The organism is Bradyrhizobium sp. BRP22, assembly GCF_020194175.1.
Lineage (GTDB): Bacteria > Pseudomonadota > Alphaproteobacteria > Rhizobiales > Xanthobacteraceae > Bradyrhizobium.
The window spans coordinates 345,702-361,402 of the sequence record NZ_JADYVX010000003.1 but is presented as its reverse complement, the minus strand read 5'-3'; the positions used below and the strand labels follow the sequence as shown (position 1 = coordinate 361,402).

General features: G+C 62.1%; 28 protein-coding genes. 15 read left to right on the top strand and 13 right to left on the bottom strand.

Annotated elements, in window-relative coordinates; all coding sequences use genetic code 11:
* Positions 1-4: 4 nt before the first annotated feature.
* The 8 genes from I6F35_RS06335 (at position 5) to I6F35_RS06295 (ending at position 5,448) form a co-directional block, all read left to right on the top strand.
* Entirely contained in the window at positions 5-1,048 is a 1,044-nt protein-coding gene (locus tag I6F35_RS06335; protein ID WP_225116791.1) for a hypothetical protein, read from the top strand.
* Positions 1,045-1,638: a DUF4376 domain-containing protein gene (locus I6F35_RS06330; RefSeq protein ID WP_225116790.1), complete on the top strand. Its 594-nt coding sequence runs from the start codon at positions 1,045-1,047 to the stop codon at positions 1,636-1,638. The genes I6F35_RS06335 and I6F35_RS06330 overlap by 4 nt, the downstream gene beginning before the upstream one ends.
* A gap of 8 nt (positions 1,639-1,646) precedes the next feature.
* Positions 1,647-1,994, top strand: coding sequence for a hypothetical protein (locus tag I6F35_RS06325; protein WP_225116789.1), 348 nt, complete (start codon positions 1,647-1,649; stop codon positions 1,992-1,994).
* Positions 1,991-4,054: a hypothetical protein gene (locus tag I6F35_RS06315; protein WP_275945436.1), complete on the top strand. Its 2,064-nt coding sequence runs from the start codon at positions 1,991-1,993 to the stop codon at positions 4,052-4,054. The genes I6F35_RS06325 and I6F35_RS06315 overlap by 4 nt, the downstream gene beginning before the upstream one ends.
* A gap of 11 nt (positions 4,055-4,065) precedes the next feature.
* Positions 4,066-4,272 carry a hypothetical protein gene (locus I6F35_RS06310; RefSeq protein WP_225116787.1) on the top strand — a complete coding sequence of 69 codons (207 nt, stop codon included), beginning with the start codon at positions 4,066-4,068 and terminating at the stop codon, positions 4,270-4,272.
* A 2-nt stretch (positions 4,273-4,274) separates the two neighbouring features.
* Positions 4,275-4,604 carry a hypothetical protein gene (locus I6F35_RS06305; protein ID WP_225116786.1) on the top strand — a complete coding sequence of 110 codons (330 nt, stop codon included), beginning with the start codon at positions 4,275-4,277 and terminating at the stop codon, positions 4,602-4,604.
* Between the two features lie 2 nt (positions 4,605-4,606).
* Complete coding sequence (locus I6F35_RS06300) at positions 4,607-4,831, top strand: hypothetical protein (protein ID WP_225116785.1); 225 nt, start codon at positions 4,607-4,609, stop codon at positions 4,829-4,831.
* Between the two features lie 398 nt (positions 4,832-5,229).
* Positions 5,230-5,448, top strand: a complete 219-nt coding sequence (locus I6F35_RS06295; RefSeq protein ID WP_225116784.1) for a hypothetical protein — start codon at positions 5,230-5,232, stop codon at positions 5,446-5,448.
* Between the two features lie 94 nt (positions 5,449-5,542).
* Here I6F35_RS06295 and I6F35_RS06290 read toward each other — a convergent pair whose 3' ends face one another.
* The 8 genes from I6F35_RS06290 to I6F35_RS06255 all read right to left on the bottom strand — a co-directional run bounded on the left by I6F35_RS06290 (position 5,543) and on the right by I6F35_RS06255 (position 8,612).
* A complete protein-coding gene (locus tag I6F35_RS06290) occupies positions 5,543-5,797 on the bottom strand; it encodes a hypothetical protein (protein WP_225116783.1) in 255 nt (84 codons plus the stop codon).
* Positions 5,797-6,042 (bottom strand): hypothetical protein, encoded by a 246-nt coding sequence (locus I6F35_RS06285; protein WP_225116782.1) that lies wholly within the window; start codon positions 6,040-6,042, stop codon positions 5,797-5,799. The genes I6F35_RS06290 and I6F35_RS06285 overlap by 1 nt, the downstream gene beginning before the upstream one ends.
* The gene (locus tag I6F35_RS06280; RefSeq protein WP_225116781.1) at positions 6,039-6,251 is read right to left on the bottom strand and encodes a hypothetical protein; all 213 of its coding nucleotides are present in this window, start codon (positions 6,249-6,251) and stop codon (positions 6,039-6,041) included. Before I6F35_RS06280 ends, I6F35_RS06285 begins: the two co-directional genes overlap by 4 nt.
* Before the next feature lie 115 nt (positions 6,252-6,366).
* Complete coding sequence (locus I6F35_RS06275; RefSeq protein WP_225116780.1) at positions 6,367-6,591, bottom strand: hypothetical protein; 225 nt, start codon at positions 6,589-6,591, stop codon at positions 6,367-6,369.
* Complete coding sequence (locus I6F35_RS06270) at positions 6,588-7,064, bottom strand: hypothetical protein (protein WP_225116779.1); 477 nt, start codon at positions 7,062-7,064, stop codon at positions 6,588-6,590. Before I6F35_RS06270 ends, I6F35_RS06275 begins: the two co-directional genes overlap by 4 nt.
* 3 nt (positions 7,065-7,067) lie before the next feature.
* Positions 7,068-7,454 carry a hypothetical protein gene (locus I6F35_RS06265; RefSeq protein WP_225116778.1) on the bottom strand — a complete coding sequence of 129 codons (387 nt, stop codon included), beginning with the start codon at positions 7,452-7,454 and terminating at the stop codon, positions 7,068-7,070.
* A complete protein-coding gene (locus I6F35_RS06260; RefSeq protein WP_225116777.1) occupies positions 7,447-8,202 on the bottom strand; it encodes a hypothetical protein in 756 nt (251 codons plus the stop codon). The genes I6F35_RS06265 and I6F35_RS06260 overlap by 8 nt, the downstream gene beginning before the upstream one ends.
* A gap of 32 nt (positions 8,203-8,234) precedes the next feature.
* Positions 8,235-8,612, bottom strand: a complete 378-nt coding sequence (locus I6F35_RS06255; protein ID WP_225116776.1) for a helix-turn-helix transcriptional regulator — start codon at positions 8,610-8,612, stop codon at positions 8,235-8,237.
* A 396-nt stretch (positions 8,613-9,008) separates the two neighbouring features.
* Here I6F35_RS06255 and I6F35_RS06250 point away from each other — a divergent pair, with 396 nt between their 5' ends.
* The 3 genes from I6F35_RS06250 (at position 9,009) to I6F35_RS06240 (ending at position 11,109) form a co-directional block, all read left to right on the top strand.
* Positions 9,009-9,695, top strand: a complete 687-nt coding sequence (locus I6F35_RS06250; protein ID WP_225116775.1) for a Crp/Fnr family transcriptional regulator — start codon at positions 9,009-9,011, stop codon at positions 9,693-9,695.
* A 15-nt stretch (positions 9,696-9,710) separates the two neighbouring features.
* A complete protein-coding gene (locus I6F35_RS06245; RefSeq protein WP_225116774.1) occupies positions 9,711-10,055 on the top strand; it encodes a hypothetical protein in 345 nt (114 codons plus the stop codon).
* Positions 10,056-10,266: 211 nt separating this feature from the next.
* Positions 10,267-11,109, top strand: a complete 843-nt coding sequence (locus I6F35_RS06240; RefSeq protein WP_225116773.1) for an AraC family transcriptional regulator — start codon at positions 10,267-10,269, stop codon at positions 11,107-11,109.
* 79 nt (positions 11,110-11,188) lie between these two features.
* Here I6F35_RS06240 and I6F35_RS06235 read toward each other — a convergent pair whose 3' ends face one another.
* The 3 genes from I6F35_RS06235 to I6F35_RS06225 all read right to left on the bottom strand — a co-directional run bounded on the left by I6F35_RS06235 (position 11,189) and on the right by I6F35_RS06225 (position 12,794).
* Positions 11,189-11,407, bottom strand: a complete 219-nt coding sequence (locus tag I6F35_RS06235) for a hypothetical protein (protein WP_225116772.1) — start codon at positions 11,405-11,407, stop codon at positions 11,189-11,191.
* Between the two features lie 257 nt (positions 11,408-11,664).
* A complete protein-coding gene (locus I6F35_RS06230; RefSeq protein ID WP_225116771.1) occupies positions 11,665-12,195 on the bottom strand; it encodes a hypothetical protein in 531 nt (176 codons plus the stop codon).
* Entirely contained in the window at positions 12,195-12,794 is a 600-nt protein-coding gene (locus I6F35_RS06225; protein WP_225116770.1) for an RNA ligase family protein, read from the bottom strand. The genes I6F35_RS06230 and I6F35_RS06225 overlap by 1 nt, the downstream gene beginning before the upstream one ends.
* Positions 12,795-12,891: 97 nt before the next feature.
* Here I6F35_RS06225 and I6F35_RS06220 point away from each other — a divergent pair, with 97 nt between their 5' ends.
* Positions 12,892-13,227: a hypothetical protein gene (locus I6F35_RS06220; protein ID WP_225116769.1), complete on the top strand. Its 336-nt coding sequence runs from the start codon at positions 12,892-12,894 to the stop codon at positions 13,225-13,227.
* 281 nt (positions 13,228-13,508) lie between these two features.
* Positions 13,509-13,706 carry a hypothetical protein gene (locus I6F35_RS06215; protein WP_225116768.1) on the top strand — a complete coding sequence of 66 codons (198 nt, stop codon included), beginning with the start codon at positions 13,509-13,511 and terminating at the stop codon, positions 13,704-13,706.
* A 439-nt stretch (positions 13,707-14,145) separates the two neighbouring features.
* On the opposite strand, the gene I6F35_RS06210 is transcribed toward I6F35_RS06215, so the two are convergent.
* A complete protein-coding gene (locus I6F35_RS06210) occupies positions 14,146-14,355 on the bottom strand; it encodes a hypothetical protein (RefSeq protein ID WP_225116767.1) in 210 nt (69 codons plus the stop codon).
* Positions 14,352-14,519 carry a hypothetical protein gene (locus tag I6F35_RS06205; protein WP_225116766.1) on the bottom strand — a complete coding sequence of 56 codons (168 nt, stop codon included), beginning with the start codon at positions 14,517-14,519 and terminating at the stop codon, positions 14,352-14,354. Before I6F35_RS06205 ends, I6F35_RS06210 begins: the two co-directional genes overlap by 4 nt.
* Positions 14,520-14,569: 50 nt before the next feature.
* Here I6F35_RS06205 and I6F35_RS06200 point away from each other — a divergent pair, with 50 nt between their 5' ends.
* The gene (locus I6F35_RS06200; RefSeq protein WP_225116765.1) at positions 14,570-15,031 is read left to right on the top strand and encodes a hypothetical protein; all 462 of its coding nucleotides are present in this window, start codon (positions 14,570-14,572) and stop codon (positions 15,029-15,031) included.
* Position 15,032: 1 nt separating this feature from the next.
* A complete protein-coding gene (locus tag I6F35_RS06195) occupies positions 15,033-15,698 on the top strand; it encodes an SOS response-associated peptidase (RefSeq protein ID WP_225116764.1) in 666 nt (221 codons plus the stop codon).
* Positions 15,699-15,701: the final 3 nt, after the last annotated feature.

The window sequence follows — 15,701 nt, the reverse complement described above, 5'->3', positions numbered from 1 at the left end:
TGCGATGAAGTACAATCAGCCGTATGGCCTGCCGGACGAGACAATTCTCTACGACACTCCTTACATCAATGGCGATCCATCGATCGGGCGCGCGGGCTCAATCCCGCCGGGCGCGGGCATCGAGTACGATCAGCGCGAGATCGTGGCGGTGATCCAGTGGGCTTACGATCACGGCTATTACGATTATGCGGCGCAGCTCTGTCAGGCCCCGAGCAACGCCGATCTGACGCAACTGCTCAAGGCGATCTTCGGCATCTTCAATTCGCGCCTGCTGACCGCGCCGCGCGAATATTGGGTGGATGGCGTCACCGGTAATGACGCCAACGACGGGCTGTCCGCTGCGAAGCCGTTCAGGACCCTGCAGAAGGCGCAGGACACGCTGGTCCGGTTCAACCTGAATGGTTTCAATGTCACCGTACATGTTGCGCCAGCGACCTATGCTCCGCTCAGCGTCGGGTCAATCGGTGGTTTCGGCACTGTTTTGTATGTCGGCAATACGTCAACGCCTTCGCTCTGCACCATTTCAAACGCGGCAGGCCCCGCGCTTCTGGTCACTGGCGCGGGCGATTATCGCTTTCATGGGTTCAAGTACGTGTCGCTGGATAAGGGCGACGGGATTGCCGGGGCCGGTGTGCTGGCGTGGGGCACGGCGACCGTGGTGTTGGGGCCGAGCGAGTTCGGCTACTGCAAAGACGCGCACATCGATAGCGTCAACGGCGGCTATATCGGGTGTTTCGGTCCCTTCTGGGTTACCGCAACGACAATCCAGCATGTCCGCACCGAAAGCGGTGGCCGCGTCCTGAACACGACGTATGCGCCGGCTTTGTTGAACGTGATCATTCCAAATCCGATCACCGTGAGCCAATGGGTGTTTCAGGGCTCCGGCGTCACCATCATGAAGTACGGCACCATCACGGGCTTCGCCAACGTCACCGGACAGAAATTCTTCATCCTTCAGAACGGCATCTGTGACTCTCTGGGCGGCGGTGTGAACTATCTGCCGGGCACGGTTGCTGGACAGACCGCGAGCGGAGGGCAATACACATGACGACGTACAATCCCTTTGATTGGTACTGGCTCGCCGACGACGCGCGATTGTTCTCCAGCAGCAAGCAGGCGTTGGTCGCGAGCGATGATCCCGACTATGTCGCATGGAGCGATGCGGGGAATGCCGCGACCGGCTGGCCGCGCGACGACGCCGGCAACCAGACCGACGCGGCGCTGCAGGCGGTGCTCGAACCCTACGAGTTGTTCGTCAATCTGACGTTCTACAACCACTACAAGCGCTGGCGGACGGAGCAGAGCGGCGTCACCGTGTCGGTCGGCTCGTCCACGTTTCCGATCAAGACCGACGACCGCTCGCAGGCCAAGATCAATGGGCTGCAGCTCGCGGTGACCGCCAACAATCTCAACAATTCAACCACGCCTTTTTATGCCGCCGACGGCGCGATCTACACCATCGATGGCCCACAAGCCTCGTCCCTGCACGATCAGTTGCAAATGTTCATCAACGACTGCTTCGGAGCCTGCAAGGTGGTCGATGACGGTATTACCGGCGGCACCATCACCACCCGCGCGCAGGTCGATGCGCAGTACGCCACCATCCCGACAACGCACCCGGCGGCCGGAGCAAGGTAGAGCGCATCATGACCGCCATCGTCAACATCACCTGCGAGAACGATGCCGACTTCTACCGCAGCTTCAACTACGTCACCGTTGATGGCGATCCGATTGACATCACCGGCAGCGCGCTGCGGATGGGCGTGCGCCGCCACGCAGCAGATGTCGCAGAGCAGATGCTGCTCACGACCGAGAACGGCGGGCTTGCCATCGTGAATGGACCGGCGGGCAACTTCACGGTGAAGATGACGCAGGGCCAGCTCGTCCGCATGCAGACCGGCGACTATGAGCACTCGCTGATCCTGATCGACGGCGCGTCCAAGACGCCGATCTGGTCCGGCGCGCTCACCATCAATGCAGGGCCGAGCCGATGAGCAAGGTCGAAGTCATCAACGATCCCGGCGTCGAGATCGCGACGGTGCCGCCGCTTGACGGCACCATTGTCGCCGACACGCTGGACACCACCATCGTGGTGCCCGAGCAGGGACCGCCGGGACCGCCCGGCCCTGCCGGACCGCAGGGGCCTAAGGGCGAAATAGGGCCTGCGGGACCGCAGGGCCCAACCGGCCCATCCGGCAACACCGTGCGCTACGGCTCGATCGATCCGACCGCAGCTGTTGGCGTCAACGGCGACTTCTACATCAACGCCACGACGAATTTCATCTTCGGCCCGAAGGCGAGCGGCGCATGGCCAGCGGGTACATCGCTCGTCGGGCCGCAGGGAGCGCAGGGCATCCAGGGCGTGCAGGGACCGCAGGGTATTCAGGGCGTGCCTGGCAATACGGTGCTCTATGGCACCAGCGATCCGACCGCAGGCGACGGCGTCAACGGAAATTTCTACATCAACACGACGACGCACTTCATGTTCGGGCCGAAGGCGGCAGGTGCGTGGCCCGCCGGGACGTCGTTGATCGGCCCCCAGGGACCGCAAGGCATTCAGGGCAACATCGGCAACACCGGGCCGCAAGGCGCGACCGGACAGCGCGGCAGCCTGTTCTACACCGGCTCCGGACCGCCCGGCACGATCTCGGGCCAACTCAATGGCGATAGCTACCTCAACACGACGAACGGTGACGTCTACACGCTCACCGCAGGATCATGGGGCTCGCCGGTCGGCAACATCCGAGGGCCGCAGGGCGTTCAGGGGCCGCCGGGTCCGGTGCCCGAAGCGCCGGCCGATGGCGGGTTCTACAGCCGGCAAAACTCAGCATGGGCCGACACCGCGACGCGGTTCATTCGCCATGACGCCGCGCAGAGCCTCACAGCGGCGCAGCAACTTCAGGCCCGCCAGAACATCGTCGCCGCGCCGATCGAGGCGCTGGCCGGGCAAAATCTCGCGCTCAACGCCGAGATGGCGATCTGCCAATATTTCGGCTCCCTCAATCAGGCCCTCACCGCGACCGGCAACTATCGTGTGCTCGACAATTGGGTGCTCGGGGCGCAAGGCGGCTTTCAATACAGCGTGTTTCAAGGCGATGCCGCCAGCCGGCCGCCGGGCTACGCCAGTTCGTTTCACGTTGCCATCACGACCGGGCTGCCGACCCTCGCCGCCAATACCGAGCTGCGCCTCATTCAGCCGGTCGAAGGCTTGCGCATGGCGCGGCTCTTTTGGGGCACCGCCAGCGCGGTGCCGCTTGCCATCGGCTTTTGGGTCAGGATGCAGCGAGCGGGACAATATAGCGGCACCGTGTATCACATCAGCGGCTCGGGCCGCTCCTACACCTTCCCGTTCACGGTCAACCAGTCCAACGTGTGGGAATGGAAAACCGTGGTCATTCCGGGCGACATCGACGCGAGCTGGCCGCAACCTTTTACCACCACGGCTGTGCTGTATCTCTCCATCAACGTCGCGATGGACGCTGCGCGCTGCACCAGCACGCCAAACACATGGTTGTCGTCGCTAAAGTTCGGGATCACCGGACAGGCCAACGGCATCGCGGCCAACACCGACACGTTCGGATTGACTGGCGTCATCATGCTGCCGGGCAACGAGCTGCCGGATGCGGCGCGGGCGCGGTACTCGATACGGCATCACGCGGTCGAGCTGCCGCTGCTGCAGCGCTACTACCAGAAGAGCTACGGGGCGTCGCAGCCGCCGGGCAACGCCAATGCCGGGTCCTACCGGCTTGGCGGGTACTTCCTCGGCACCACGCAGATTGTGATGCAGAACATCCCGTTCATGACGCGGATGCGCGACTATCCGACCATCGCATTCCACTCGCCCTATCCCCCCGGCGGATCAAACGACGTGCCCAGCCCCGGCCTGTGGCAATGGTACAATCCCTCGGTCGGCCTGTTCAAGAACTCAACCAGCACGAACCTCCTCGAATACAACGACATCAACTTTGTCGCGGTGCTGAACCTCAGCGGCGGCACGGCTGGCGCTGGCACGATGGTGATCGGCGGTTGGACCGCCAGTGCGTTTCTGTTCTGAGAGAGGATGCGATGGCCGATTACCAGCTTACTGCAACTGACGTCGTGATCCGCACGGCCGACAAGGCCCACATCCCGAACGTGCCGGGCAATGTGGACCGCCAGCAGTATGAGCAATGGCTCGCCGACGGCGGCGTGCCCGATCCTGCGCCGCCGAAAATCGACCCTGCGCTCAACCGCCACTGGTTCGACACCGCCGCTCAAATTCTCGGAGTGTGATCATGTCCGCCCTCGACCATATTGCCACCGCCTCGGATGCGACGTTCTCGGGTCGCGTGATGATGATCATGTTCAAGGTAGCGCAGAACGTCGCCAGCGAGGACCCCGCCACCCCGAACCATGCCGAACGCATCGACTATGCGTCTCTGGTGATCCGGGGCGAGGAGAAGCCGCAACTGGTCAGCGCGCATGTGATCTCCTCGAACGCAACCATCGCTGCGGCCATCGACAGCGATCCGGCGGCGCTCGGCTCCAACGTGCCCGATGGTGACATCGAGTTCGCGCTCGCATCGATCTGGGATGCGCGTTCGCTGGCGTTTGCGGCGGCCTGACCATGGGCCCCCCGCTCATCGCCGTCGTCCTGATCGTGCTTCACGTCCCCGATGGCCGTGAGGTCGCCGTCAACCCTGCGGAAGTCACGACGCTGCATCAGGCAACCGGCGAGGGCAAGGTCGTCACAGAGGGCGTGCATTGCGTGGTCAACATGACCAGCGGCAAGTTCGTATCAGTGATCGAGGACTGCGGAATGGTCCGCAAATTGATCGAGGCAAGGCAATGAGGAGGTTTGAAATGCGCAAGTCGTTTCTGGTGGCTGTTGCCGTTCTTGGCTTCCTGACAACCGAGGCGGCGGCGTCACCGTCATCAACACCACGCAAGCCGACGTGAAAAAGCAGTGCGGGGGCAAGACCACGTGCACCACAGCGTGCGGCTCGACGCTCTGCAGCTACAACTGCAGCAAGCCGAAGAAGCAATGCACCGTCGCGATCTTCCTGCAGCGGCCTCCGGAGCCGCGCCGCCCGCGACCGCCCACCTCGGGCACCTCCGGAAGGACGCAATAGCCATGAGCGGTGGGGAACAACGAACGATGGCGGGGATCGCCAAGCTCAGGGACAACAGCATCCTGCTGCTGGGCTTGGTGGATCGGGTATTCAGAGAGGCCAACTCAGGAGAGCCGCCATGATCGCGTCACTGATCTATCTCGTTGTCGCACTCATTATCATCGGGCTGATTGTCTGGTTGCTCAACTACCTGATCGACAACGTGCCGCTGCAGGAGCCATTCAAGCGCGTGGCCAAGATCGCGCTCATGGTGCTCAGCATCCTGATCATCATCCTGCTGCTGTTGCAGTTCCTCGGGGTCATTGACGGCGGGGTGCCCCGGCTGGGAAAGCTATAGGTGGCCGCAGCCAGGTCGAAGACCTGCCGCCTTATCCGCCGCCGCCGCCATCGATCTGCAAGGGATGCTGATCCCCTTCAATGCCGCTTGCGTTTTAGAGCGGATCAATCCCGACGTCCGCAGCTCGGGCGAGCCAGTGATCGATAGCCGCCCGATCTGTCAATTGATCGATATCACGCCGCAATTCATCCACATCGCCCCACAGCGGCGCGGCGATCCATTGCCGAAGGTAGGCCCGCATAGCCGCGATTTGCTCTGGCGACATCGGGCGCTGCTGCAGGTACGCCTCGACGGCCGGACGTAAGACGCCACTGGTTTCATGCATCCAGAAGCCTGGCACATAGCTCATCAAAGGTCGCCGTCGTCCCAGGGCCGGTATCTGCGTTGGATCAGCCATTGACGCGAGGCCCGGCGCATCTCGATCGGCAGCGACTTGATCGCGGTGCGCACCCTGTGCAGGATGATCTCGGCTACCTCCCGGCTGCTTGGCTGCATCCCCCGCTTGGCCATGAAGGCGATCAAGGCATCGACACCCGCGATCACCGCGGCATTGCGCTCGGCGTTGTAAGCCTCGATGTCGTCCTCGGTTGTCATTTGATCCTCTGCGCGAAGATCACATAGCGCGGCGTCGCGACATTCCAACGCGATCCGCAATGGTCGCAGAACAGGTTGATCGCCGTAGAACCGCGCGGACCCGGGCGCAGCGGGCCGCGAAGACAGTCCGGGCATTTGTCGAGCCGCAGCGCGTTGAGAATGTCGCCTCTGCCCTCGACCAATTTACCGTTCTCGACCACGATGGGCATTCCTTCCTCTTCTTCTTCGATCAATAGCGCGGGGCGGGCTTGCCAACCGGTGCCCACCCCGCGCCTCAACGGCACCTGTGGGGCAAGGGGGCTGCTTGGGCAGGTGCCGTCGATCTCACGATGACAGCTTTCCTCTGATGACGACTTCGGTGCCGTCCACCGAGCAATAGAGGCCGAGCGTCGCGTCCCTCACCCGCAGCGGCATACTGCCGACGTAGCCGCCGACGATCGCGTCGAAGCCGACCAGCACCCCGGCTTGGTTGCCCATCAGGACCTTGGCATCGACCGTTCGGCCATCACAGATCAGAACGACGGAGTCGCCCTTGCTATAGCTGATCATGCCTTCGCCCTCTCATAGGTGACGATCGCGCGCATCCCCTGCTCCGTCTCTTCCCAGAATACCTCGGGGACGATCAGGCCGAGCCAGATGATGTGCTCAAGCAAGAAACCGATCGGCGTCGCCGCGTCGGTGTTCTCGCGCGTTTCCTTGTCCACGCCGATGAACACGCAGCGTCCCGCGATCGGGTCTTTGGCGATGTCGAACTTGAACCCATAGATGGGCTTCCCATCCATCAGGCCGACATCGTTGACCCATCCATAGTCGAAGCTGGTGCCATGATCGGCGATGCGGAAGCTGCTGAGGCCGGACGCGCCGACCAGCCTGCGGATATCCGCAGTCGTGGCGGCGGTCTCAACCGCTTTGACGGTTCGCTGCTCCGGGTCGATAACGATCGCGCGCAATGACATCGGTAGATCCTCCCATTCTTCTTTTTCTTTGGAAAAGCCCACCCTTGTGTTGGGGCGGGCCGGCACGCATCAGCGCTTGCGCGCTTTCTGCTTTTTGAGCTGCGCCTTGTAGCGCTTGAACTCCTCACGCGCCTTCGGGATCTCACTCTCGTAATCCGGGGCGTCACCATGCCGTACCAGGCCGTACTGATAGCCCATTGCGCCGGCCATCTTCGCGAACGTCGCATGCTGGGGGCGACGGGTCTTCCCACCAAACATGTTGGTGACGGTTGACGGCGACAGACCAGCGAGCACCGCAAGATCGCTTTCCTTGATGTGGTTCTTTCCCCACACCTCGTGGAAGCGATCGATCTCGGGATCGCGATCAACCACGTTGTACACGCGCGACAGCCAGAGCGAGCCTGAGTTGTGTCCTGATTGACCGTGGCCGTTCGTCCTCCTGCTGTGCTTAGCCATGAGCCGCCTCCCCGCTGCCGTTCATCGCTGCGATATGGGCGGCAGGTGCCTCGGCGACAGCAGCGTTCTTTTTCGCCGCGCGCTCGTTCCGCTTGCGCTGCTTGTCCTTCTCCAGCCGTTTTGTCTTATCGGAGGCGGCCGGCTTCGCACCTTTGGCCAGCACGACATAGTGGCCCTTGCCGACGAGCTTGATCTCCTTGCGCTGTATCATCTGCGTCAGGATCGGGCTGATCGATTTCTCCGGCCGACCTTCCTTGGCGAACACCTCGCGCAGCTCTCGCACCGTGAATTGCTTCCGGCCCCGGATGGCGGTCGCGATCAGGTCCTTGTTTGCCACGGCATATGGTGGGGTTGTGCCTCGACCTGTTCGCTTCGCCTCTGGCGGCGCAAGCGCCTCGACCCGCACGTATTCGTCACCATTCTTTCTGACGACGTTCGCCTGCATCAGCTTCTTGAGCGCATAATAGGCCGAACTGGCAGTGCGGCCCGCGTCCTTGAAGTGCGCGACCAGCTGTGCCGGCGTGAAGCGGGCATTGTCCTTGACGTAAGCAGCGGTGAAGTCCTCCGCACTGACATCATGGACGGTGCGCTCCCTGCTCTTGAACCGATGCACATCGGTGATCAGTTTGTAGCCGACGTTTTCGACGCCCATTTTCGCGAGCGCAGCCAGCACGTACCCCATCTGCTCGATCGAGGTTTCCGCAACGATCTGGTAGCGATCAACTGTTTCTGGTTCTTTCTTCGCCATTCCGCTTTCCTCTTGTGATGAGAGAGTTGGGCTCACTGCCCTTCGAACCGCCGCGCCATCTCGACGACAGCGGCCCGCATGGTTTCGTTCTTGATGGTGACGAAGCTGTCGACCAGCCGCATGCCGTCGCGCGTCGCGACAAGGCGATCGACGTTCGTCAATTGCACCTTTTTCCCGGCGCGTTGTGGTGGAAGCAGTTCATCGACTGTGCAGCCAAAAATCTGGGCGAGTTGCTGCAGCCGTGAGCCGGACAACCGGTTGGTGCCCTTCTCGTACTTCTGCACCTGCTGGAAGGTGACACCGAGCTGCAGCCCGAGTTCTTCCTGCGACATTTTGTGCTGGTTGCGATAACCGCGAATTTTTCCGCCGATGTATGCGTCGACGTCTGTGGCTGATCGAGTCTTCGACATGGCTGATTTCCCTATTCTGCTCGGTTGAATTGATCACCAGCTTCGCGCGTTGTTGCGCGGCGCGCGGTGAGTTCGCGCACAGCTTTGGTGACATATGCAAACTGTGCCACTCGCGGTCACAACCAAAGTCAAATCAGTCGACGGTGATGTTTGCGCGCTGTGATCGCGTCGAGCAATTCGCTGCGCGATTGATTTCCAGTTTGTGCCAACAAGTTTCGTGATGCTCACATCGCCCTCCCCAATTGCTACTTTTTAACCTTTGACATTTTTCGGCAAGCTATGCGAGGAGACGCACACACGCAAGCATCACATGAGTAAAGCGCTTTACTCTACTTGCAATGAGTAAAGCGTTTTACGCACGGGCGCGGGGGCGCTTGGAAGTTTGGAAGTTGCGGAATGCCGACAGATGATCAAGTCGCGTGGTTGCGAGAGTTCTTGTCATCACCAGGACCCGGCCGCGAAATTCTCCACCTGCAAAGAAACAGGACGCTGTTCAGACAGGGCGACGAGGTGGCGCGCATTTATTTCGTCTTGCATGGCCAGATCCGGGTGAATGCCACGCGCGACGGCAAGACCGCTCTGCATGAGGTGCGCGGTCGACTAAGCTGGCTCGCTGAGGATGCGCTCGCTGGCCGCGCAATTCATCGCCACACTGCAATCGCGACAATGGACAGCGACGTCGTCGCCTTCTCGCGCGCGACCTTCCAGAAGCTGCTTGCGGATCATGCTGCTCTCAACGACATGTTCGTGATTGGGATGGCCAGTCACCTCGACATGATGCACGAGGCGTTGGATGAGCACCGGTTTGGCGCTGCCGACAAGCGACTCGCCCGCGCGTTTCTCAACATGTTCATCGGCAAGGACGTTGAGGAGCAGGAGGTAAAGATCAGCCCGACCAAGCTCGGCGAATTGATCGGCAACAGCCGCCAGACCGTTCACAGGATCATCAATGCTTTTCTGGATATGGGCTTGCTGACCAAGCCCGGAGAGGAGATCTACCACCTTCGCAAGAAGAAGCTCGAACAGTTCTTGGCGTCCGATGCCATCGAACTCGATCGCGCGAAAGCCAAGAGAAATGCATGAACTGAAAGTAGCCCGATGAAGCTGAAACTAACCGCCGACAGCAGCGCGACCCTGTACCTCAACGAGAATGACACCGTCACCGTTCGCAGCGCGAACGCACCAGCGATCGCACGCGAGATCGCGCGCGCCGTCACCCGCGACGACATGTTCGAGGCACTGGTCGCCGCGCTCACGCCGTTCCGGTCCAGCGAGCTGGGCGGCCGGCTCGTCAACATGATCGACCTCCGCGAAAATGGCGCAGAAGAGACGGAGCAGCGGCTGCGCCGGCTGATCACCTTCATCGACGTGATCCTCAATAACGTCGAGGAGCGGGATGACGCGATCATTGCCACCGAAAGCGACGTCGACACGCTCGCGTAAGCACCTTTCACAAGGAAAAGAGGTCGGGTGATCCGGCTGGGATTAACAAGATGCGCGCCTTACCCTTTTGTCAGGAGGAGGTCCGCGCGAGAGGTGCGTGTGCGTGACTTCAATCATCAGGGTGCAGCGGACGGCATTCACCGATTTCGAGGCGATGCGGGAAGGGCTGCAAGATGCTCCGCTGGATATCGTGCAGCTTGGCCGCGGCAGAATGGCCGGTGAGCTGACCCACGTATCGATGGGCTCGCTCGGCATCTCGACGGGCAGCTTCTCGCGCGGCCTCCGCTCGCGTGGCGTCGTGAGCCCGCATCGCTGGCTGCTCGGCATCGCCCTCGCCGCCCCGGCCCGGCACCATCTCGACGTGCAGCCGGGACAAATTCTGGCCCTCGCGCCCGGCACTGAGCAGTATTCGATCTATTCCGGTGCCAACTCGTATGCCGGGGTGCTGATCGAGCCGGATGAGCTGTTTGGGTTCCTCGGCCACGAACCCGGGGCGCGAGATGACGCGATGTGGCGGCAGCCGGTGACAGCGCAGCTCGAAGATCCAGCCAGGGATGCCGCCACCGTCAGAGCGTTCGCGACGCTGTTCAAGACCATCGTTGATCATGGCGCAACGATGTCGGCCGAGGCCGTCGACTACTACAAGCGCTGCATTCTGGAGCTGATGACCGCGCCGATGATCAGGGGCGTCGGGTATCGGGGACCGTGGCTGCCGTCCGCGGTCGAGCTAGTGCACAAGGTCGATCGCTTTCTCATCGATGCCGGCACGCGGCCGGTCCACATCTCGGAGCTGAGCGCCGAGTTTGGCGTACCAAGACGCACCCTACATCGCGCCTTCGCGGAGGTGCTTAACATGCCGCCCAAGCAATTCCTGCGATACAAGCGGCTGGGCGATGTACACGACGCGCTGCTGACGGCCGGACCCGGCGCGACGGTCCAGAGTGTGGCGAGGGAGCACGGCTTTCTTCATGGTCGGTTCGCCAACGAGTACAGCCGGCTGTTCGGCGAGCCGCCGTTAAGGACCTTGCGTCGATCGCCATTTGCGGCACTGTAACGAAATCACGGTGAGGACGTCACCGCGCCGCCGATGCAGAAGCGAGCGACCGAAGTCGCCCGCCGCCGCCCTCACAATGTCAGGCGGAACGCTCTAAACGCCGTGCGGCTTCTTCCTTGCTGCCGACGTGCGTCACTTCCTTGAGCACGTGGTTCACGGCCCGCACGTTGATCACATAGGCCGCCGCGATTTCGTGCTGGAACTGTCCGCTCCAGCGGCGCAGCCAAACATCAACAGCTTCTTCGTCCGTGAACTTGGTCTTTCGGGGGTGATTGTCTTGAACGACAGGTTTGGTCAAGCTAGGCTCTCCAAGGTGGGATGATGGAGACGCGAAAGCGCCTCCGGTGACCACGGAAAGCCGAGCCCGCCGTGCAAAGTGTGCTCGGCTTTTCCATGCGCGACTGCCCGAAACAGGCAAATCACGACCGGCAGCATGGGGCCAGACCAGGGGGACCGCAAGGTGGCGGGACAGCCGTTCCCCACGTTTTGCAGGCATTAACGGGCGGGACTTTGCCATGTGGCAGAATACCCACATCGCGATGCGCGAACGACCTGTTACGCTGATGAAGGAGCAGATCCCTCGATTGGAGGGTCGTCGCCAGCGCTGAGCTTGCGATGCGCAAGCCGCATTACCGCTCCCACTTTCAGCAGCAGCGCCCGATCGCTCGGAAGCGATCCTGCAGGCAAAAGGTCATGGAGGGCGTCGTACCGCAGCAGATGTTTGCGGTAGAATGCACTCAGAACCTTCAGCTCTTGCGCAACCGCCGGGCGCAACGGACGAACGCCGAACGCCTTTACGGCAGCTGCGACGACCTGTTCGAGGTCGTGACCGTATTTTGTCATGCGCGGCTTGTACGTCTTGTAGTCCAAGAGCAACAGCAGAGCTTTCAGCATGATTTCGGTGCCCTGACAGAGACAATGGAGCACGACGTCTTCGACGCCCCCGCGCTGCCGCAGCAGGATCGCGGCTGCGACGAAACTCTGACCTTTGGCGTAGAGTTTACGCGCACTGAGTCGCTGTCCGTGCTCGGTCAATTTCTTCGGCTCGCCGAGTTCAAACACTATGCGCCCAGCCGGGATACGCATCAGAACTGGTCCTGCACGCGGCTGTAGGCCGGATGCTTGCGGTTCTTGACCTTAATCCAGTGTTTGCAGGGGCCACCCTCGTAGCGGCGCTCGCGACGCTTGGACACCAGTCCCTCCAGTCCCATCCGGCAGGCGGCTTCAAACAGGTCGGGCCCGATCTCACCCTGTTCGAACGGAGCCACGAAGATGCCCTCGGCGCGGCCCCGCAGCAGCCGGGCCAGATTGGTCTTGCGCATCGACAGCGGCAGCTTGCGCATGTCGTCGCCATCGCCGGCCAGCATGTCGAAGGCATAGAGCTGCACCTCGGCGTTGTGCTTGCCGGAATGCAGGCCGTTGAAGTCGGAGATGCCGTCCACCCCGAGCAGCACAGCCTCGCCATCGATCACGAAATGGCTCTGCCGGATTTTGCGCGCGACCTCGACAATCCAGGGGTAGCGCTTGGTCCAGTCGTACCCGCCCTTGGTAATCAGGCGCACGCGGTCGTGCTCTCGGATGACCTGCAACCGATAGCCGTCGTATTTAATTTCGTGGAACCAGTCTGGCCCAGCCGGCACCTTGTCGGCCCTCACCGGCAGGGCGAAATCCGAACGCCTGCGCATGGCGGCAAATATATTAATTCATGGGCTAAATGCGAGTCCTTGACGGCCGCCCACCCCGTCGCTTGGATGACGGTTCAGCCTTCGCGGAGTTCTAGTGATGCGTTCCTCGCCGTCGATCGCACCCGGAGCCGACCGGGACATTTATCTGGTGCTTGACGATTATGGCCAACGGCTTGGCCGGGCGTGGCCCGAGACCGACGAGGAAGACACCGACCGGGACACCCTGCTCCGTCACCTAATGGAGGGGCAGTACCGCAACCCGATCCGCATCGTCAGCTTCAACACCAGCGAAGGCTGGTCGCAAGACGCCTCCGAGGAGATCGCCGCCGAGCTGCGCCAGCGCTGCGCCGAGCGCGGTGAGGTCCCGCCGACGCTGGAGGAGTTTCTGGCGCGGCACGGCCACCGCGTCGATGTCCAGCTGTCGCTCCTCTAGGTCAAAGGACCGTTCCGGTGACCAAACCTAACTGCCCGGTGTGCCACGGGTTGGGATGGGTGTGCGAAAATCACCCCGACCGTCCCTGGTCAGAGGACGTCTGGGGATGTCAGTGCGGGGCCGGCATGCCATGCGAGTGCAACCGCGGCGACGGGATTGATGAGCCTGATGTCAGCGGGGTCCTTGACGAGACCCCACCGGTCAAACACTAACCCGGCGCGTTCGACGTGTGACCATGATGTGCTCTTTGACCAACGCGCCGTTCTATCTCGGGAGGCCCTATGATTGATGAGCATCAAATGCATTCGATAATCGCCACGGCGATTTGCGAATGCCGCAAGGAACGTCCGGATCAGCAGATTGATATCGAGGAAGCTAAATCGATTGCGAAGTGCATTGTCGAGGCGTTGGCTGACGCAGGTTTACAGATCGCGCCCGCTAAGCCCTCTAACCATGCCTCGTCAACCGAGGACAGCTAGGTACATAGACCGAGGTTCGACCGCCCCGGCGCGGAGCAGTGAGCGGCCTGCGCCGGGGCGGCGCTTCCTCTCGGCTAACGACCTTGGAGGCCCCGGTGATCAGCGCGAGAGGATCGCTCTCTGAGGCAGGCACATCCGATGCCGTGCGTCAGTTCACTATGTAACCGAGGGCCTCAGAAGTTTGAGCTGCTTGCAGGCACAAACTGCACTGACATCCGCGCCAAAGTTGTGCTTTTCTGATGGCGCGACCTCTCGCTGATTACCCCAGCCCCCTTCTACCCCGGTCGGATGAGAGGGAGCACGCCCCGGCCGATCTGCCCAATGATCGCGCCGGGGCGGCTAATTTTGGGAGTGCGAGGTCATGCAGGACCGTCTGTTTACCGCGCTCGTCATCGTGGCGGGCATCGCCTCGACGATCCTGATGGTGCTTGCGGTTTTCTCAGTTCACTGACGTGCTGACAGCCTTGATGGGCCGCGCGCCGAGCCGATAGAAGGTCTGGCTGGCCGGGTGCCACGTCTCGGGATCTAGCACGTTGCGCAAGGTCTGCTGCGCGCCATGGAGCGCGGCGCGATCCTCATCGGTCAGCCCGTCGTCGGCGAGGATGGCCTCGATTTCAAGCAGCTCGGTCTGGATCGCGTCCCGGTTCATGGCTGACCGGCCTCGCTGCGCTCCTCCAGCAAGGCGCGCTCGATCCGCTTGGCCAGATCGCGCGACAGGCGCGGCGCGAGGTAGCCGAGATTGTTCGCCACCTTCCAGTCCTCAACCACCTTCAAGGCGAGACCGAGGGCCGTGCCGTCGTCAGATTGACCCATTTGCTTCCCCCTTGGTTGACCCAGTCGCCGCGCTGCGGGATCATGCGGCAATGGAACTGAACCGCCGACGTCAGAAGGACGTCCACCATGAAACTTGGCACGTTTACTACGGCGACGTCCACGTCGGCACGATCGGCGTGCGTGCCGGTGTGCCCAGCAGCGCGCCACAGTGGGGCTGGAACTGTGGCTTCTATCCCGGCATGGAGCCGGGACAGCAGCAGCACGGGATAGCGGCCAGCTTCGAAGATGCGCGCGCCGATTTCGAGACGGCGTGGCGGCGGATGCTGCCCACCCTGACCGAAGCCGCGTTCGACGAATGGCGCGATGCCGTGGCGAGCCGCGCCGAAATCCGCAAGATACATGAGCGCGGCGAGAAGCTGCCCTCCGAAATCCCCAGCTCGATGATGCGCTGTCCCTGCGGCGTCGTGTTCGACAGCCACAACCCGGAGGAAAGCTTGCCACATCGCGCGCACATCTATGCCATCCAGGCCAAGGGTGGGATCATCCGGTAACATGTGCAATCTGTATTCCATCACCACCAATCAGGCGGCGATCATCGCGCTGTTTCGCGTGATCAACCGCTACGTCGGCAACCTCGCGCCAATGCCCGGGGTGTTTCCGGACTATCCGGCTCCGGTGATCCGCAACACGGACTCGGGTACCGAGATGGTCACCATGCGGTGGGGCATGCCTCCGCCGCCGCGCACAGGCGGTCCGCCAGTTACGAACATCCGCAACACCTCGTCGCCGCACTGGCGCGGCTGGCTCAAGCCGGAGAACCGGTGCTTGGTCCCGGCGAACAGCTTCGCTGAGTACGCGCCTGTGCCAAACCCCGAGACCAAGAAAAAGGACGTGGTCTGGTTCGCTATCAGCGATGACCGGCCGCTGTTCGCCTTCGCTGGCATCTGGACGACGTTCAACGGTGATCGCGGCACGAAGTCCAAGCCGGTGCCGGGGCCGCATCAGGTCTATGGCTTCCTCACCACGGCACCGAACGCCATCGTCGCGCCGATCCATCCGAAGGCGATGCCGGTGATCCTGATGACCGATGAAGAGCGCGATGTCTGGATGCGCGCACCGTGGGATGAAGCCAAGGGGCTGCAGAGGCCACTGCCGGATGATGCGCTCAAGATCGTGATGTGCGGGGCCGACAAAGAGGATCGTGCGGCGGCAGCATGAGCG

Coding starts and splice junctions, on each gene's coding strand:
- I6F35_RS06335 (WP_225116791.1), top strand. CDS start 5: ATGAAGTACAATCAGCCGTATGGCCTGCCGGACGAGACAATTCTCTAC.
- I6F35_RS06330 (WP_225116790.1), top strand. CDS start 1,045: ATGACGACGTACAATCCCTTTGATTGGTACTGGCTCGCCGACGACGCG.
- I6F35_RS06325 (WP_225116789.1), top strand. CDS start 1,647: ATGACCGCCATCGTCAACATCACCTGCGAGAACGATGCCGACTTCTAC.
- I6F35_RS06315 (WP_275945436.1), top strand. CDS start 1,991: ATGAGCAAGGTCGAAGTCATCAACGATCCCGGCGTCGAGATCGCGACG.
- I6F35_RS06310 (WP_225116787.1), top strand. CDS start 4,066: ATGGCCGATTACCAGCTTACTGCAACTGACGTCGTGATCCGCACGGCC.
- I6F35_RS06305 (WP_225116786.1), top strand. CDS start 4,275: ATGTCCGCCCTCGACCATATTGCCACCGCCTCGGATGCGACGTTCTCG.
- I6F35_RS06300 (WP_225116785.1), top strand. CDS start 4,607: ATGGGCCCCCCGCTCATCGCCGTCGTCCTGATCGTGCTTCACGTCCCC.
- I6F35_RS06295 (WP_225116784.1), top strand. CDS start 5,230: ATGATCGCGTCACTGATCTATCTCGTTGTCGCACTCATTATCATCGGG.
- I6F35_RS06290 (WP_225116783.1), bottom strand. CDS start 5,797: ATGAGCTATGTGCCAGGCTTCTGGATGCATGAAACCAGTGGCGTCTTA.
- I6F35_RS06285 (WP_225116782.1), bottom strand. CDS start 6,042: ATGACAACCGAGGACGACATCGAGGCTTACAACGCCGAGCGCAATGCC.
- I6F35_RS06280 (WP_225116781.1), bottom strand. CDS start 6,251: ATGCCCATCGTGGTCGAGAACGGTAAATTGGTCGAGGGCAGAGGCGAC.
- I6F35_RS06275 (WP_225116780.1), bottom strand. CDS start 6,591: ATGATCAGCTATAGCAAGGGCGACTCCGTCGTTCTGATCTGTGATGGC.
- I6F35_RS06265 (WP_225116778.1), bottom strand. CDS start 7,454: ATGGCTAAGCACAGCAGGAGGACGAACGGCCACGGTCAATCAGGACAC.
- I6F35_RS06260 (WP_225116777.1), bottom strand. CDS start 8,202: ATGGCGAAGAAAGAACCAGAAACAGTTGATCGCTACCAGATCGTTGCG.
- I6F35_RS06255 (WP_225116776.1), bottom strand. CDS start 8,612: ATGTCGAAGACTCGATCAGCCACAGACGTCGACGCATACATCGGCGGA.
- I6F35_RS06250 (WP_225116775.1), top strand. CDS start 9,009: ATGCCGACAGATGATCAAGTCGCGTGGTTGCGAGAGTTCTTGTCATCA.
- I6F35_RS06245 (WP_225116774.1), top strand. CDS start 9,711: ATGAAGCTGAAACTAACCGCCGACAGCAGCGCGACCCTGTACCTCAAC.
- I6F35_RS06240 (WP_225116773.1), top strand. CDS start 10,267: ATGGCCGGTGAGCTGACCCACGTATCGATGGGCTCGCTCGGCATCTCG.
- I6F35_RS06230 (WP_225116771.1), bottom strand. CDS start 12,195: ATGCGTATCCCGGCTGGGCGCATAGTGTTTGAACTCGGCGAGCCGAAG.
- I6F35_RS06225 (WP_225116770.1), bottom strand. CDS start 12,794: ATGCGCAGGCGTTCGGATTTCGCCCTGCCGGTGAGGGCCGACAAGGTG.
- I6F35_RS06220 (WP_225116769.1), top strand. CDS start 12,892: ATGCGTTCCTCGCCGTCGATCGCACCCGGAGCCGACCGGGACATTTAT.
- I6F35_RS06215 (WP_225116768.1), top strand. CDS start 13,509: ATGATTGATGAGCATCAAATGCATTCGATAATCGCCACGGCGATTTGC.
- I6F35_RS06210 (WP_225116767.1), bottom strand. CDS start 14,355: ATGAACCGGGACGCGATCCAGACCGAGCTGCTTGAAATCGAGGCCATC.
- I6F35_RS06205 (WP_225116766.1), bottom strand. CDS start 14,519: ATGGGTCAATCTGACGACGGCACGGCCCTCGGTCTCGCCTTGAAGGTG.
- I6F35_RS06200 (WP_225116765.1), top strand. CDS start 14,570: ATGGAACTGAACCGCCGACGTCAGAAGGACGTCCACCATGAAACTTGG.
- I6F35_RS06195 (WP_225116764.1), top strand. CDS start 15,033: ATGTGCAATCTGTATTCCATCACCACCAATCAGGCGGCGATCATCGCG.